General features: G+C 46.1%; 8 protein-coding genes. All 8 read right to left on the bottom strand.

Going from position 1 to position 16453, the window contains the following annotated elements:
• Positions 1–121: 121 nt before the first annotated feature.
• The 8 genes from OKW21_RS03410 to OKW21_RS03375 all read right to left on the bottom strand — a co-directional run bounded on the left by OKW21_RS03410 (position 122) and on the right by OKW21_RS03375 (position 16452).
• Positions 122–2545, bottom strand: coding sequence for a family 78 glycoside hydrolase catalytic domain (locus tag OKW21_RS03410; RefSeq protein WP_277477305.1), 2424 nt, complete (start codon positions 2543–2545; stop codon positions 122–124).
• Positions 2546–2994: 449 nt separating this feature from the next.
• Positions 2995–4881, bottom strand: a complete 1887-nt coding sequence (locus tag OKW21_RS03405; protein ID WP_277477301.1) for an FAD-dependent oxidoreductase — start codon at positions 4879–4881, stop codon at positions 2995–2997.
• Positions 4882–4901: 20 nt separating this feature from the next.
• A complete protein-coding gene (locus OKW21_RS03400) occupies positions 4902–5951 on the bottom strand; it encodes a hypothetical protein (RefSeq protein ID WP_277477296.1) in 1050 nt (349 codons plus the stop codon).
• 41 nt (positions 5952–5992) lie between these two features.
• Complete coding sequence (locus OKW21_RS03395; RefSeq protein WP_277477294.1) at positions 5993–8824, bottom strand: glycoside hydrolase family 2 TIM barrel-domain containing protein; 2832 nt, start codon at positions 8822–8824, stop codon at positions 5993–5995.
• A gap of 16 nt (positions 8825–8840) precedes the next feature.
• Positions 8841–11123, bottom strand: coding sequence for a TIM-barrel domain-containing protein (locus OKW21_RS03390; protein WP_277477292.1), 2283 nt, complete (start codon positions 11121–11123; stop codon positions 8841–8843).
• Positions 11124–11154: 31 nt separating this feature from the next.
• Positions 11155–12786: an arylsulfatase gene (locus tag OKW21_RS03385; RefSeq protein WP_277477290.1), complete on the bottom strand. Its 1632-nt coding sequence runs from the start codon at positions 12784–12786 to the stop codon at positions 11155–11157.
• Positions 12710–14167 carry a sulfatase family protein gene (locus OKW21_RS03380; RefSeq protein ID WP_277477288.1) on the bottom strand — a complete coding sequence of 486 codons (1458 nt, stop codon included), beginning with the start codon at positions 14165–14167 and terminating at the stop codon, positions 12710–12712. Before OKW21_RS03380 ends, OKW21_RS03385 begins: the two co-directional genes overlap by 77 nt.
• The gene (locus OKW21_RS03375; RefSeq protein WP_277477286.1) at positions 14164–16452 is read right to left on the bottom strand and encodes a discoidin domain-containing protein; all 2289 of its coding nucleotides are present in this window, start codon (positions 16450–16452) and stop codon (positions 14164–14166) included. The genes OKW21_RS03380 and OKW21_RS03375 overlap by 4 nt, the downstream gene beginning before the upstream one ends.
• Between the last annotated feature and the right edge of the window lies 1 nt (position 16453).

The raw sequence follows: 16453 nt of genomic DNA, 5'->3' as shown, positions 1-16453 counted from the left end.
TTAGGGCGCTGTGGAGCCTCTGCATTGCTCTGCTTCTGAGCATGCACCGAAGATAAAGATTGAGAACGTGATGTGTAATAGCTTTTTGATCATTGAGATTCTGTGTTTAATTTCTATTGGTTTATCCACTCACTGGCAATATAGTAAAAGTATATTCACCTCCCTGCAATCTAAAGCTTCCAGTTTCCAGGCCTTCAATGGTACCGGGATCAAGCTCATCCTGACTGCTGGTGAGCGATATCTTTTGGTTTGGCCCAAGGGGTAGCTGCACATTTGCTGAACTACCGTCAGGCACAGCGAAGGTATATCTGTAAGTGTCGGCTGCCAGTTTTTCCCACCTGGAGACGATAGCCCCATAAGGAGAATGATAGGTGCAGTCCACCGAATCAAGCCCCCCGGGCATAGAGGGGGCCAGCGTAAATGTCTCAAAACCCGGGTAGTCATCATCCGGACGAATGCCAGCCAGCCAGCGGTAGTACCATTCGGTTACTGAGCCAAACATAGGGTGGTTATTGGAGTACACATTGTCGCTCTCTTTCCAGGTTTCCCAGATGGTGGTAGCGCCATTATCAATCATATGGCCCCAGCCCGGATACTCAGTGCTGTTGACAATCTCAAAAACCCTGTCAGCGGAGACGTATTCGGAAAGGGTCTCCAGCACATATTTGGTCCCGAAGATACCGGTGATAAAGTGTCCGGAAGTCGCCTTATTGACTGCGTTTAGCAAAGAGTCCCGGGCTGCCTCAATTTCTTCTTCGGGAACGATATCATGGTACAGCAGGGTAGAAAACAGAGTTTGGCGGTTGATGTCTCCTGTTACCGGCTGGTCCCAGAATTTTTTTCTGACCAGTGTTTCCAGTTTACCGGCCAGTTGCCGGTATTGCTGCTCACTTTCCTGGTCTCCCATGAGGGTAGCAAACTCCTGCATGATACGGGCGCACTGCAGGTAATGGGTGGTTCCGGTCAGTTCCACCGGTACGGGCTTCAGAGACTCATGATCGCTGAGGCCCTCTTCCACCAGACCATCCGGATGAATCCGGGCGACTTTATCCATCCATTGCTTATCCAAGGCATAAAGCTCCCTGACAATATCAGTATCATTGTAGTAGAGGTAGAGGTAATACTGGGTAGTCAGGAATGCTGATTCCCAGCTGATACCACAGTATTGTACTCCGGCATAAGGGGCTGTATCCACAAAGGTAGAGTCATTCATCGCGTCTACCCAGTCGTATATGGTTTTGCGGTAGAATGACTGCATGTCGTAGTTGTAAATAAACGACTCACTGGTGGCGTTGAGATCACCCCCGTAACCGAATTTTTCCCGGGCGGCACAGTCAGACTGCACGCTTACCAGGTTAGAAAGAAAGGTACGTTCTGTGGCTTCCTGAATTTGATTGAGCAAGGCTGAAGAGCTGGAAAAATGATTCTGACCGGCAACAGTAGAGTTCAGCGCCAGGCCAGTAACATCTGAAATGTCCGGTTTTTCACTCAGCCCCCTGATCTCCATATAGCGGTACACATGATAGGTGAAGTCAGGCTGAAACCAGTTGGTGGTATCATCACTGATCACATAACTATCGGTCTGCCAGGCCACATCGGGGGCACCGGGTCCTCCGATACCTTTTTTCTTGATCTGCCCGATGACAGTGGTCATGGGATTTAGTGTACTATCCTCGTAAATACGCTCACCAAAACGGAAGGAAATGGTATCCCCGTAGTCGCCGGCCAGTTTTATTTTATACGTTCCGGTAAAGTTTACGCCCATATCTACCATCCATACCCCAGGCTCAGGAGTGTAAATAGCTACAGGTGATATTTCTTGCGTAACCTGAACGGGAGGAAAAAAGGCTGGCTGCAGTTTACCTCCGGGACCTTCATCAACCAGGGCAGGCTGCCAGGCACTGGCATCAAAATCAGGTTTGTTCCAGTCATCAATTTCCTCTCGGGCATCATAAGCTACGCCCAGGTATACACTATTTTTGATGAGCGGCCCATAATTGTACTTCCAGGAAGTGTCCGAAATAAGCTCATCAAAAGATCCGTCTGCATAGTTGATGAGGAGTTTGGCGATGAAAGCAGGCTTACCCACATGGAGATCTACCCGGGGGTTCCTTCGCCCCCATTTTCTCATGGGCAGAGGATTGTAAAAGCCGTTGCCCAGCAATACGCCCATGCAATTCTCTCCGTCACCAATGAGGGAAGTCACATCGTATTCGGAAAAATAGATTCTCTTACTGAAATCCGTCCAGGCAGGGTCAAGTACATTTTTGCCTATGCGTGCACCGTTGAGCGAAGCCTGATAGTAGCCAGCTGCAGTGATATAGAGTGTCGCAGCCTCGATCTGCTTATTTATGCTGAATGCTTTTCTAAAAACTGGTGCTGGATTGTTAAGATAAAATAGAGAATCACTGTCTGGTAACTCCCTACCATCAGTAATCCAGTTGGCTGGCTGGTTTTTGTAAAATATAAGCTGATTTACGTCTTTTTCATTGCTATTGCAGGCAAACAGCCCTGGCAGAAGAAGAAGGATTAGAATATATTTCATTTTCTCATAGCGCATAGACTACCCAAATAAACGCTTTTTTTTGTAAGTGCTACATCAGCATCTGACTTTAATGCGAAGGATTGCACGAAACGCTCTACTTTTGACAGAATAAAAAAGGTACTGGCGCAGTTGAGCCAGTACCTTTATACCAAATCATATTTTTAAGTTCCCACCAATTCAGCTGCTAAGTCAGATTATTATTTGATATTAACTCATTGGCTGGGGTTGGCATCAAGTCATCTCTGTTCGGATCTATTAATTCTTAGGTAGAATCAGAGTTTCATTGCAAAAAAAGGCTAAAGAGCACTGAATATTTTTTAAATAAGCCAATGCGACCAATAGCACTTGCTTTATAGATCAGAAACTAACTTCAGCTGAACCTAAATTTCTGAGGCAATAAAATAACTCACAAAAATGCTTCATGCGTTTAGCGCTATTTTTTACGTAGTCTAAGCGGTGACTGCTTTAATTTTTTTTCTTCTTTTTAGTTCCTGATTGATAGGTTTTGACTGTAGATCCATAGAAGGACTTTCCAGTATTCCTATGAATTCATCCAGATGTTGCTGATATACGCCCCGGGGATTGGTATTGTGTTTTCGGGCTACATAAGCCGCATAACCTACTGCCTCACCCATCATACCGCAGGTACGCATCACGCGGGTACTTCCAAAAGCTACATGGGTTGTGCTGATGTCACGTCCGGCCATAAACAGGTTTTCAATGTTGCGTGAATACAGACAGCGGTAAGGAATGGTATAGGGCTTTACCCTGATATGCTTGGTAGCCGCAAAAAACTCTTCTCCGGGAAAGTATTGCGAATTTTCCTCATCCGGAAAATGCAGGTCAATGGTCCAGGTAGCAGTAACGGTAGCGTCAGGATACATCTTGCCTTCCTGTATGTCCATCTGGGTGAGGATATGATCCCCCAGCAACCTTCTGGATTCTCTTTTACCGCCTATATATGCTACCCAGGCTAATTCGTAGTTTTTATATTTTTCTTTTTTCTCATTTTTAAGATACGACCAATTACCATAAATGGCTCTCAGGTTATGATCTCTGATCTCTTCTGCTTCTTTGATGGTATTGAAATTGCCAAAACCCGTTTCCCACTGCCAGTCGGCTTTATGCTCATCAATGTGGTATTCGTCTGAAAACTGTATAGCCCAGGGAGTCTCAGGAAAAGTGGTAGCGGAATCTGTTTCCACCGATGCCCAGAGGTTAGAAGTACCCAGCGTAAAGTCGTCAGATTTTTTGGGGGCTAATGACTCACCGGTTTCTTCCTGACTTTCCCTACCTACCCTATAATCCGCGCCGGCCAGAAAGCCTACTGTTCCATCGCCGGTACAATCAGAAAACAGTTCTCCGCTGAAACGGTACTCCTGGTTAGTTTCAATATTTCTGCCGATAACAGCTATGATTTTGTTGTCTTTGGTTTCTACCTGATCTACGTGAGTGTTGAGAAAGAGCGATATATTTTCTTCTGCACTTACGACCGATAACTTTCTTTTATCGCCGTAGCGGTCTCCATCCGGATTGCCATTACCCGGATCACCGTTATCCAGTTCACGCACTATTCTGCCCAGCTTGGAGTAGTAGTTTTTATCCACATCACCCATTAGGTGTACCCTGATTTCGGAGCTATTGTTTCCTCCCAGTACGGGACGGTTCTGTATCAATGCAACGTTCAATCCCATTCTGGCTCCCGAAATGGCCGCACAGGTGCCCGCCATTCCGCCTCCTACCACTACCAAATCATAATGTCCTCCGACTTTGGGCTTGTCGCTAAGGCCCAGCATCTTTTTTCTATAAGCCAGCAAAGCATCATTTTCCTGGGGGGCCCTAAAGTTTTTGTCTTTGGTAAAAAGCAGGGCATCACACCTGCCGTCAAAACCGCTCATGTCTTCCAGCGCAAGCTTCACCTGCGTATCCTTGATTTCGGTAGTCCCGCCATGGTACCATTGCCAACCTTCAGAGCCGCTGGAACCAAACACCTGTTCCAAAGGCTGGTCATTGATTAAAATTTTAAACTTACCAGGACCTTTTGGATAGGGTGCCCAGTCTTTGGTTCTTACCCAGATATAGTATTTTCCTTTTTCAGGAAACTCCACTTCTGTAGAGGCGTTTTGCACTGGTCTTCCCATGCCGTGGGCAAGCAGATAAGAAGAACCCATGACATCAAAGGCTTGCTGATCGACTTTCCAGCCTCCTTTCTCGCTGAAAGATTCTGTTTCCACAAAAACCGTGGCTTTGTCGGCACTCTGCTGTGCCACAGCTTTATGGGTGAAGAGTAGTCCGGTAAATAAAAGTAGCAATAGTGTGCATTGTAATGTTTTCATAGGTTGTTGTATTGCGTTCGTCAATTGTTTTCATAATTCTTAATAGCTTTTCTGATCTTTTTATCTTTCAGCTTCATAGCTTTAAGCGTCTGATATACTTTATCGGCATAGACAGACTTAGCCTGCTTCAGCAGTGCAGTTAGCTTGTATATGCTTTCACTGGTCAGCAAACTTTTGTTTTTCAGGAAAATCCCTAACACTGCTTCCAGCTGGATAATGTTCATGCTGTCCATAGCGCCTGCCAGTATTTCCATGCTTTCACCACTCAGTTTCGTTTCACTTAATCTTTCCAGGAGCTTGTTCTGAGCACGATAACTTAAGTCCGGATAACACCTGGCAAGCGCTATCTGCCACTTTTCATTTTTCAGTTGCTGCGCAGGCAGATGGGCTAAAGTGTAGAGCGCAACAAATATGCTTTCACCATCAAGCATACGCAGAACTTCAGGCATATATTCCTCATACTGCTCTGGGGAAAGCTGATCCAGCGCATGGTACTGATAATCGTAATTGTCAGCCGTCAGGAAATGCTCAAGTATATTTTCGTTCCATATACTTTGGGTATGCTTAGGAATGCGCTCCGCGATTTCTCCATGAACGATATGCCAGAGCACATAGGTGCTATACACCGCTCCGCTTACTACTGCATTCTCTACCGATTTTTTGGTAGCGCCAGTCACGGCATCCACTTCTTCCGATACTTTTTTAGTACCCTCATCAATCAAGTCCTCTAATTGATTTTCACCCAGGAGAGAGCGGCTGTCTGTTAATATTTTCTGTAGTTTCTCATGATCTTCTTCCTTAAAGGCTTCATGATCAAACTTGGTTAGCGGACGTCCACTGACCGTTTCGTATTTCCGGAAATTGCCCAGCAGGTCCCAGTACAGGTCAATGACCAGCAAATCACAAAGTCCGTCTTCACAGACCGGAGTGCGAACATGACTAAAATAATGATCAGGAAGATTGTCCGCATTGTATACCAGTTCTACCTCCATACGGATAGAATCCTGTGTATAAACATCAAAAGCTTTCTCTCTGCGTACAGTTTCTTTTCCAGAAAAGGACAGGAGCAAAGAGAGCAAGATTAGAATGGGCAATATGTCTTTTGTACTAATCATTTTCCTAACGCATCAGTGTCTTGAGTAAGGGGCTGCTGTTCAAATAAGGCTTCCAATGTAAAAGTATAGGCTTTATTTTTCTTCAGCTCTGGTATAAGGATATGTCTTATCTGGGAAGCATTCAAGGCTTTTGTTGACCAATCCCGTTTATTTTTTTCCCGATAACTCACCAGATATCCAACGGCTCTATCTTCCGGCTCAAATACAAGTACAGCTTGATCAGCGTCCCTGAGTACACCTTGGAGCGCTATGCTTTCTTTTTCTTCACCTCCTTTTAATTTTACCTCCACCTCATGCGTCCATTCACTGGCGAAGCCCCACTGCTTACGGCTGCGCATGCGGTAATAATATGTCTCTCCCGGCACTAAATTAGGCAGCTGACATACGCCTACATTGCGTAATCCTATGCGCTGGCTATATTCTCCCGGCTCAGTACCATATTCAATTTCGTACATGTAGTCCAGCCTGTCTACCGAATAGCCAATAAAAAAGTGGTCATCAAAAGGAATAGTAGCCCGGATAATTGGTGGCAACTCATCTTCGTCCAGTTGGGCTTGCACCGCGGTAGAAGCTTCACTTTCACCGGCATTATTGACTGCTACCACCGCGAATTGGTAGCGGGCCAGTTTATCCAGATTTTGGATATCCATGTAATCATTGATGGTGAGCGGGCTTTCCTGATCCAACCCATCTTTTCCGTATACTATTTTATATCCACTCGCTCCCTCTACGGGAGTAAACACTACTCTTGCTTCTTCATCAGCCGTATGCACGATGCGGATTTCAGGTGTTTCAGGAGCAGCAAAATAGATCGTCGTATCCCGCACAGAATAAGATTGAGGATCCAGCAGTTCTACCCGCAGGCCAAAGGCAGACTGATCACCTTCTTCCCATGAAAAACCTCTATGCAGGAGAGAACCATCCGGCTTGATTTCAGGTAAACCGATTATGCCACCTTCCACTACTTCACCCGACTTTTGCACTAGCTTCCAAACCAGTGTGTAGTCTCTTAAAGTATAAGCAGGTATGTCCAATCTATTACGAGGCATAATAGACACAGTAACTTCATTTCCATTCATTTTTACAGTCATATCCTTAACCGGTGCATACTCTCTTTTGAAAGCATAATGGGGCCGCTTTTTCTGACGGAAGACATCTACCACGCCCCAGGTTCGGTTTTGCGATGGCGGGGTCGTCCAGCTTTCATTGGCTTTCCAGAAGCTACGGTAGTCATTGAAAGTCCAGAGAGAAACGCCTGCCATGTATTCCTTACCTCTGAACTCATCAAGCATTTCAGCAGCCTCAATATGGGCTTCGTTCAGATTTTCATCATTCAGGTTATGACCATACTCTGCCATGAAGATGGGTTTGCCAGGATGCAGTTGGTTTACTTTCTCTGCCCTTGCTCCCCAAGCTCCATAGCTGTTGAACATAATCATGTCTGCGTATTTTACCGGATCATCTTCCTGAGCAGAAGCGGAATGAGACACATAGATGGCTAAACGGGTAGGATCAAGGGCTTTGGCACGCTGGATGGCACCTTCAACATATTCCATCACTTTGGGATTCCTGTCAACGAAACCAATTTCGTTACCTATACTCCACCCGATGACTGAGGGGTGATTATATTTTACCTCAACCATCTTATCCAACCAGTATTGGGGCAGGGGATGCTCAGGATCCACCATTTCATCTTTACCCCAAAGGGAGACTTCTTCAAAAGTCATGATGCCCTTTTCATCCAGATAATCCAGAAAATCCTTAGGTAGAGGCAGGTGACTCAGTCGCGCCATATTAGCCCCCAGAGATTTCATCATGTCCACGTCCTGCCTGATGCGCCAGAGCGGTAGTGCGTTTCCTGTAGTGCGGTCTTCGGGAACAAGGTTAAAACCTACGCTACGAATCGCTTCTCCATTCAAGAGCAGCGTTTCCCCTTTTACCTCTATCTTTCTCACGCCAAAGCGATCCGTAAGGCGGTGAATGCTTTTATTATCCTGTTGTAAAATGAGCTGGCAGAAGTATAACTCAGGATGGTTAAAGTGCCAAAGCTGAAGTTGTTCCTCAGTCATGCTAAAGCTCATATTCACTTCCTCTTCACTGTCCGGTGACAGGCTCACGGTAAGCGCATCTCCCTTCCATATTTGCCGCCCATCTTTCAGCACACTTGCCAGCAGGTTTACGGTTTGTGCTTGCTCGCTTAAATTGGAGATTTTAGCTTTGATACTCACCTCCGCAGTACCTTGCTCCAGATCAGGCATGGCTGTGATATGCTGGTATTCCAGCCTTACCGGCTCGGTGACTTCCAGCCATACAGGTCGTCTGATACCTCCCCAGTTCCAGATGGCTCCCCGTTTGAAGGTATTATCTACCTGCAAAGTGATTCGGTTTCTCTCACCAAACTTCAGATAGCTATTGATATCAAACCAAAAGGGTAAAAAGCCTACATGATGCTCCCCTACTTTTTTACCGTTGATCCAGAGCTGCGCATCATTGTAGACTGACTCAAAGTAAATACGCACATTTTTATTTTCCCAACTCTCATTCACATTGAAATCATGTGTATACCAGGCCTTCCCTACATAATCGGCATATTCATTTTTCACATCCCAGTTTCCCGGTACTTCCATCTCGTCCCAGCCGGCTAAATCAACTTCACTTTGGTACCAGTTCTCTTTTTCACCCTGATTGTATAAATCCGTTTTAAAAGACCATTCACCATTAAGAGAATGTCGGTACTCAGACTGGGCAAGCGCTAACAATACTCCACCAAAACTGATGAGAAGAAAGGTTAGGGTAATGCGTAATATAGTTCTATGGTACTTTTCCATAATTCAGTCTATTTTTTTATTCCACCCGATAAGATTCACCCGGATTCAAGGTGAACTCCATAGCATGATTGATTTCCTCAAACGCTACTTCTTCCCCACTGGTCGTATTGAGGATTTTAGCATTTTCCCAGTCGGGGCTTACAATGCTGATCGTACTCTGGGTTTCTCCGTCTTTATCGGTAAAAATCATTTCTGTTTCCTGCGCAATGGGATAGACTCTGGCTTTCAGCACCCCATCTTTTAATTCTATTACGATACCTTTGCCGCCAACAAACAAAGGCGTTTTACCGATGGGTAAAGGGTAATCTTCCAGTGTCGTAGGACCTTCAAAGGTCTCTCCGCTGTCATAATCCATCCATTTTCCCTCAGGTAAATAGATATCCCGTCCTTCAGCAGTAGCATAATCATCTCCAAAGAGAGGCGTAGCCAGTAAGGACTCGCCTATCATCCACTGATAACTCCGGCGACTGGTATCTGCCAGATGGTATACCTGCTCATCTTCAGGATAAGCAACAGGCATGGGTGTCATGGGATAGGGATAGCCGGTTTCATAAGCATCTAAAGCGGCATCATAGATATAGGGAAGCAGGCGCTCATGCAGTTGGGCAGCTTCCAAAGCTACTGCATTGGTCTCTTTATCAAACTGCCAGGGACCATAACCGTAGGACATGGAAGGATTTACGGCTGCATACTGGGCATAGCGCATCAGATATACCCGTAATTGCTCTTGGGGTTCATCGCCAAATCTACCGGTAGCCAGCCCTGTACCGCCTATGATGTCAGGGTATACATAAGGAAAGCCCGCATAGGCATAAGCCAGGCCGTTGAGCGGGCCACGATCCTGCGGCTGATTATAATTAAAATCATTGTAACGGTGAATATCAGCGGGGGAACCCAGGTAATTATTTCTGCCCATGATATATACACCTTTATCCATCAAGGCTCTGTTTATGGGGTCAATCAAATCATCAGGTAAAGATTGGGGATAGCCAAATAGATCTTCTTTGAAACCATCCACCCCAAAATCCATCCACTTCTGGCAGAGCTTTACATACCAGTCTACTGCTGCGGGATTCTGTGCGTCAATCAGATAAATATCCGGCTCGGGGAAACCGGCTTTGAATAATTTGGGATTGCCTTCCGCGTCCTGGATGAAATAATCATTTTCCAGACCTTCCCCGGTAAAGGACCCTCCGGGAATAAAACCAATTCTCAATCCGATGGTAAAGATCAGCCCCTGATCATGGAAATAATCAATCATCTCCTTAGGATTAGGATAAAGCTGCGAATCCCACATGCCAAAGCTAGTGGTTGCCTGCAGCACCTTGGCTTCTTCTGATTCCGAATCTGAACCATAAGGGGTGCCATGCTCGTCAAACTCACCACTGCTGCTGGGCCAGAAGCCGGAACCTACCACCATCCAGCGGAGGGGATAGCCTAATTCAAGATACTGGTTTACGTTCTTGGTGACAGTTTCATGATTGGTATTCCAGGCCAGAGCCCCGAAGGCCTCCCAGCCCACGCCAAACCATTCGTATTTAGGTTTATACACCGGATAGCCTTCTTCATTGCGCACTTCCAGAAAATCTTTGTAAATCGCTTTTGGCGAACCGATAAAGTAGTAGAAAGCAGGCATCTCGGCTACGCCAATAGAGCCCTGTGCGTTTTCTTCTTCCGTAAACCTCACCAGTTTATCGCCCGGCTCAATATTGACCTGTGCCAGTCCCTGTTGGGGGAAAATAGCAAAGTTACTGACCATACGATGGCCGTGCAGGGGGTTCATCTCAAAGCCGGTAAGGTCGGTAGAGGCGCGTACATCTTTATCCCACTGGCCATTTCCATGGGCAGCATGATCGGCTAACCCATAGGCAGGAGTAACACCTTGCGTTCTTGCTACGATGGTATAATTACCCTGCTGCTGGGGAGATACGCCCAGCTTAAAATGATGGGGGGCCAAACTAAGATTCACATCGGCGGTCAGGCCGTTTTCAGTCTCTACGGTGAACGTGAGTTGGTCTCCACTCTCCCAGCTCAGTTGTGTACTTACTACATTTCCACTTTCCAGGCTATCAGCAGAAATTTGCAAACCTGAAAGCGGATGGGCTGCGGCTAAAACTTCACCACTGGCATTGCTGATTTCATACCGAAAGCCTCCCTTCTGAATGACTAGCTGATAATTTTCTGTATTGACGAGTATATGATCTTCATTTTCCGTGATTCGTTCATTAGTCTTTTGCTCACAGGCGAAAGCAAAGCTTAGAAGAAGTAAAATCCATATTAGAAAATGTTGCTGTCTCATAGCTAAGTCTAGGTTGTGTATTTGCATAAAATTATTTTGATCTTTCCATTACACCTACGCTATCCGCCCAGTGTTGCCAGCGCATTTCCATACTGGAAGCTTTTTCCGGATAGGACAGACTCAGGTCATTCAATTCAGTAGGGTCCTGAGACAAGTCATAGAGCTCCCATGACTGCTTTCCTCTCTTCACCAGTTTCCAATCTTCTTCCCGTATGGCCTGGTTACCAATATGCTCCCAATACAGTGCATCTTCTGAAGCAGTCTTATTTTTTTCACTATCATTTACCTGCGCGAATATTCCAGCAAAGCTATTTCCATCATAGGCTATGACTTCTCTTCCCTCATAAATTTCAGGATACTCGGCTCCCGCTACTGCCAGACAGGTAGGTAGAATATCATTAATGTGGGCTACCTGCCTGATAATTTGTCCCTCACCTTTAATTCCGTTTGGCCAATGGGCGATGAGTGGAGTTCTTATCCCCCCTTCATGCGTCATGCTCTTGTAAAGACGATAGGGTGTATTGCTCACATTGGCCCAGTTTTGTCCGTAGGCCACAAAGGAATCTGCCCCTCCTACTTCAGCCTCGGGGGAGCGGTTCACATCTTCCGCACAGGCCCCATTGTCGGAAAGAAACAGGATGAGGGTATTATTCATTTTCCCTTCTTCTTTCAAAGCTTGTATCAGTTTGCCAATATTCTGATCCATCCTATCTACCTGGGCAGCATACACCGCCATTTTTCTGGCTTCCTCACTTTTATTTTGCAGGCTATCCCAGGACTGAAAATCTGAAGGTGATAAATCCAGATCAGCGGGTATAATGCCTAACTCCTTTTGTCTGGCAAACCTTCTCTGGCGGATAGTTTCATATCCTTCTGTATAAACCCCTTCATACTTGGCAATGTCTTCCGGCCAGGCTTGTAAAGGATAATGCGGAGCAATATAGGCCAGATAGAGAAAGAAGGGATGGTCTTTTTCCTTCCCGTTTTTTATGAATTGGATGGCCTCATCAGTAAAGTTGTCGGTAGAGTAGTAGCTTTCCGGCTCAGGGAAAACCTGCTCACTATTTCTAAAAATGGGTCGGTCTATAAATTCAGAAGGATAAAAATACAAACCTCCTCCTTTGGGGATACCATAAAAATCCTGAAATCCTCTTTGGTCAGGCCACTGTGACCTTTCATCTCCCACATGCCACTTACCGGACATGATGGTATGGTAACCATTTTCTTTGAGCACTTCCGCGATGGTCACACATTTGTCATTCAGAAAACCCTGGTAAGAAGGGGTGCCCAGATCATGGTTCATCGCTCCTACCCCCGCTCTATGCTGATACAGGCCGGTGAGCAGACTGGCACGGGACGGACAGCAGCGGGAGGTATTGTAGAAGTTTGTGAATAATAAACCATCTTTAGCCAGCGCATCCAGATTAGGTGTAGCAATTTCACTACCCATACTACCCAGGTCTGAATACCCCATATCATCGGCCAGAATCACTACAATATTGGGACGTTCCGCCCTTTCTTCCCCTTCCTGACAGGATGCGAAGAAGAGCAGGGCAAGGATTCCCAGACAGAATCTCTGAAATATGTTATTCCCTGCTAACTGCATGAAGCACCTCCTGATGTAGTTGTTCAATTTTTTCTTTTCTGCTGTTGTGCGACGCATCGTGATACTGCTGAAAGGCTGCTTTGATCTCATCATTATCTTCTCCCAGCCCCTGATCACTGGTCTCTTTGATCCAGTCGTCAAGTGCTTTTCTTAATTGAGACAGCTCCTGAGCGTACTCCTCCTGCTCAATCAAGTTGACTGTTTCATAAGGGTCGTTTTTCAGCTCATACAATTCTTCATAAGGCATATCTTCTACCAGCGCTTCCTGCGCAGGTGTCAATGTTCCCTGCTCATGCATGATGTTGAGCAGATGGTAAATAGGATGCATCTGCTTACGGTAAGCAGTAGCCGAGCTATTCACTGAAAAATCATGATGGTAGTTGCGGGTGTAGCGAAAGTTTTCGCTTCGCACACTTCTGCTTCTGAAATCTGTACCACCAATTCGGTTGCTTGCACTAAAAACGTATGCACTCTCTTCCTCCTGATGTTCACCCAGAAAAACTCTGCCCTGCATAAATTCATATTCTGTACGTGGTATTTGCATCAACTTCAGGCTAGTTGCGGTGACATCTATCAGGCTATGCAGTTGATCAGAAGTCTGCCCTTCAGTATAGCCTTCTATACTTTTGTCGGGAGGCAGTGAAATGATCAGGGGAACTCTAAGGCCGGAATCATAATGGTAATTTTTGCCTCTGGTCATCGGACGGCCATGATCGGAAAAGAAAATGATAGCCGTATTTTCATCCAGCCCGTACTTTTTCAGGCTATCCAGTACCATCCCTACCTGCTCATCCAGTTTTTCAATGCTGGCATAGTAACCGGCAAAATCTTTCCTGCTTACAGTATGATCAGGATAATAGGGCGGGATAGAAATTTTATCCAGATCAAACTGTCCGGGCTGAGGTTCTTCAAAAGGTCGGTGGGTCAATCCCAAAGAGACTTGTGCAAAAAAAGGTTCGTTCTTTTCAGCAATCTCCTGCCAATGCTCCGCATTGAAATGCTCGCCCGGCTCATGCTTGAACATCCAGTCTATTTTTCCTTTGCCCGGCACATCCTTGATATTGGCACTGGTATAGCCCTGCTCATTTACAATCTGGGCAACTGTCTTGATACCTTCAGACAGCTCGGGAAGCAACTCCTCAGGATAGCGCATATGATACGCTCCTATGGATGTCTGGTACATGCCAGTGGCAAAAGCCGTTCGGCTGGGAGAACAAACCGGAGCTGCCGAAAAAGCCTCAGTAAATCGCATCCCATGCGCCGCCAGACTATCCAGATGCGGAGTATTGACCAGACTATTTCCATAGCATTTCAGATCGGGAGATAAGTCCTCGGCAATGATCCACAACACATTCATGGGCTGTGTCTGTGCCTTTAGTTGCCAAGGGGTGAATAAGCCCAGCAAAATAATTAATAGGGTACTACTATATTTTTTCATCTTAGCCTGATGGTTTGCTGTTTTTCATGCCAGGCATACCCATAGCTTACTTTCAGTTCACGCTCTTCTAACGCTTCACCCAGCACATATTCAGCCCTGAATACCGTAGACTGATCTCCTGTTTCGGTAAGCGTGAGCGGTATAAGTTCGTTATTGATATGCAGCATCACTTCCGCTTTCTCAGGACAGCTATTGTCAAAGTTGAGGGGAGCTGTCAACGCTATACCAATCGTCTCTCCCTGCTTAGCTTTGCTGATTTCTTCGCTAAAATCCTGATTGTAGATTTTGAGGGCTATGCTGTTGCTACTCAGATAGGCAAGGCCAATGTTCCAGGCGGTATTGAAAGTCACCCAGCCTTCGGTGTGACCAGGATCTCCGGCATAGGGATCGTATGGGTAAGTGGTTTCTTTAGGATTGCCATCCAGTACTCCACGGGCTGTTTGTAAGATACCTGCGCCCCCCTGCCATTCTTTGTACCAACCCATTTCCACACCTTCAAAATCAGTTACCGCATCAAAGCCAAAATGTCTCCCACTAGGATTTCTGCCAAATATATGGTCTACATAGGCTATGGCCATTTCTTCCAGGCGGGCTTGCTTTTGAGTGCTTTCCAGATGGGCTGCTACTGCCAGGGCCGGAGCAGGAAAGCCAGCAATGTTACCTACTTCATTAAAACCGGTTTTTGAATCAAATCTAGCATCATTTTCCGGCCTGATACTGGGGATAATCCACTTATCATTCGAGTATCGGCGATAGTCCCACATATTTTCGGAGCGGCGAATCATCTCATCTGCCCAGCTTTCCATTTTTTCCTGAATACCCTTAGGCGCTCGCTTAGGATAGTTTTCCAGAAAATAGGTTAAAGCGGTAAGCGTTATATGCTCTCCCTGTCTTTGTCCTTTGGTGGTTCGTGGGTCCTGCCAGTCAAGGTTGTCCAGAAGCCATTTGGTCTGGGCATAAGCGGCTTCAAAGTATTGTTCAGCATCCTCTCTCCCTTCTCTTTGGGCAACTTCGTACATCATGAGGTTAGGCACAATACTATGTCCGGGAGGAAACTGCCCTTTTCCGGTGCCTATGAAATCATAGACCTGAAACAGGTTTCCATTATGCTCAATGTCGTGCCACTGCCAGCGGTTGATCGCTTCATCTCCCCAGATCGCAAACAGATAGTCTCTGGCTTCTTCATAAACTGTAAGAGGAATATAATCATCCAGATAAGGATAGGCATAAAGAAAATAAGCCAGTTGTTCTTTGAGCAGCGTATGGTTCACTTCTCCCCTCAGGTAAATATCTACTGCCCAGTAAATCAGCCGGATGATTTCTGGCGTATTTTCCGGCAGTTCTTCTCTCACCCCCAGATACATGCCCTGCACCGGCATACGCTCAGTGGAAAAGGCTGAAGGATTGGCAAAGTAGAGGTTGAGCAAAGAGGGAATTTCAAAAGAAAACTGATGGCTATCCCTCCAGGCTACGCCCAGGTTTGGACAATCCGCGCTTTCGTCAGTGGGCGAATAATTCTGGGAGTCGCCAAACCAGCAGCGCACATCCACCATAAAATTAATAGCCGGCTGATAAGAGGCCTGTTCAATCAGCCCGTCGGCAATCCAGAAAGGTACTGACCTACCGATATGTGCTTCTCCCTGGACGATCACTTGGTAGCTTCCCCGGTCTTCCGGCTGAAAACCCGTAAAATCACCAAGCTGAGAATAAATTTTACCTTCAAATAGTGCTCGCTCCTCTCCCACTTTGACAATACTAAAAGAAGTACCTTCCTGAGCCAGAGGTGCAGTAAAGCGTTTGGGTTTAGCTTTGTCATAACCCAGCTGATTCACAAAAACAGGCTGCGGATCATAGGCAAAGACCTGCACTTCATAAATCCTGAGCGGCTGGCTTCGCACACTTCTCAGCTTGATTTTTTGTGTTTTTACCGGCTCAAAAGCGATCATGGGATTGTCATTGGGAAGACTGCCTACCATCACCCATTTTTCATCTTTCCATACTTCAGCCAGCAAACTATCAGCACCGCTCACCAAAGGCAGTACAATACGGTCAATATTGTATTCCTGATCCAGGGTAATCTCCAGCCAATGATTTCCTACCGTGCCTGCTGACTGCCAGTAACTCTCAGGATTTCCATCTACCGCTGCCCTGGCCGGTTCTTCCTCACTGGAAGCCCTGGTGTGCTGATCCAAGGCCAGATTGGTCAGGCTGATCTCACTCGCCATAATCATCTGATTAAAACTCAATAAGACAGCTAAAAGAAGACTGGTGACTATGCTATTCATG

The sequence above is a fragment of the Catalinimonas alkaloidigena genome (assembly GCF_029504655.1).
Classification (GTDB): Bacteria; Bacteroidota; Bacteroidia; order Cytophagales; family Cyclobacteriaceae; genus Catalinimonas; species Catalinimonas alkaloidigena.
The sequence above is the reverse complement of the archived record's forward strand: the minus strand, read 5'-3'. Positions and strand labels throughout refer to the sequence as shown.

What these genes read in the sequence shown, in the direction of transcription:
- OKW21_RS03380 (WP_277477288.1), bottom strand. Translation starts at nt 14,167, where the DNA reads ATGAAAAAATATAGTAGTACCCTATTAATTATTTTGCTGGGCTTATTC.
- OKW21_RS03395 (WP_277477294.1), bottom strand. Translation starts at nt 8,824, where the DNA reads ATGGAAAAGTACCATAGAACTATATTACGCATTACCCTAACCTTTCTT.
- OKW21_RS03390 (WP_277477292.1), bottom strand. Translation starts at nt 11,123, where the DNA reads ATGAGACAGCAACATTTTCTAATATGGATTTTACTTCTTCTAAGCTTT.
- OKW21_RS03410 (WP_277477305.1), bottom strand. Translation starts at nt 2,545, where the DNA reads ATGAAATATATTCTAATCCTTCTTCTTCTGCCAGGGCTGTTTGCCTGC.
- OKW21_RS03405 (WP_277477301.1), bottom strand. Translation starts at nt 4,881, where the DNA reads ATGAAAACATTACAATGCACACTATTGCTACTTTTATTTACCGGACTA.
- OKW21_RS03385 (WP_277477290.1), bottom strand. Translation starts at nt 12,786, where the DNA reads ATGCGTCGCACAACAGCAGAAAAGAAAAAATTGAACAACTACATCAGG.
- OKW21_RS03375 (WP_277477286.1), bottom strand. Translation starts at nt 16,452, where the DNA reads ATGAATAGCATAGTCACCAGTCTTCTTTTAGCTGTCTTATTGAGTTTT.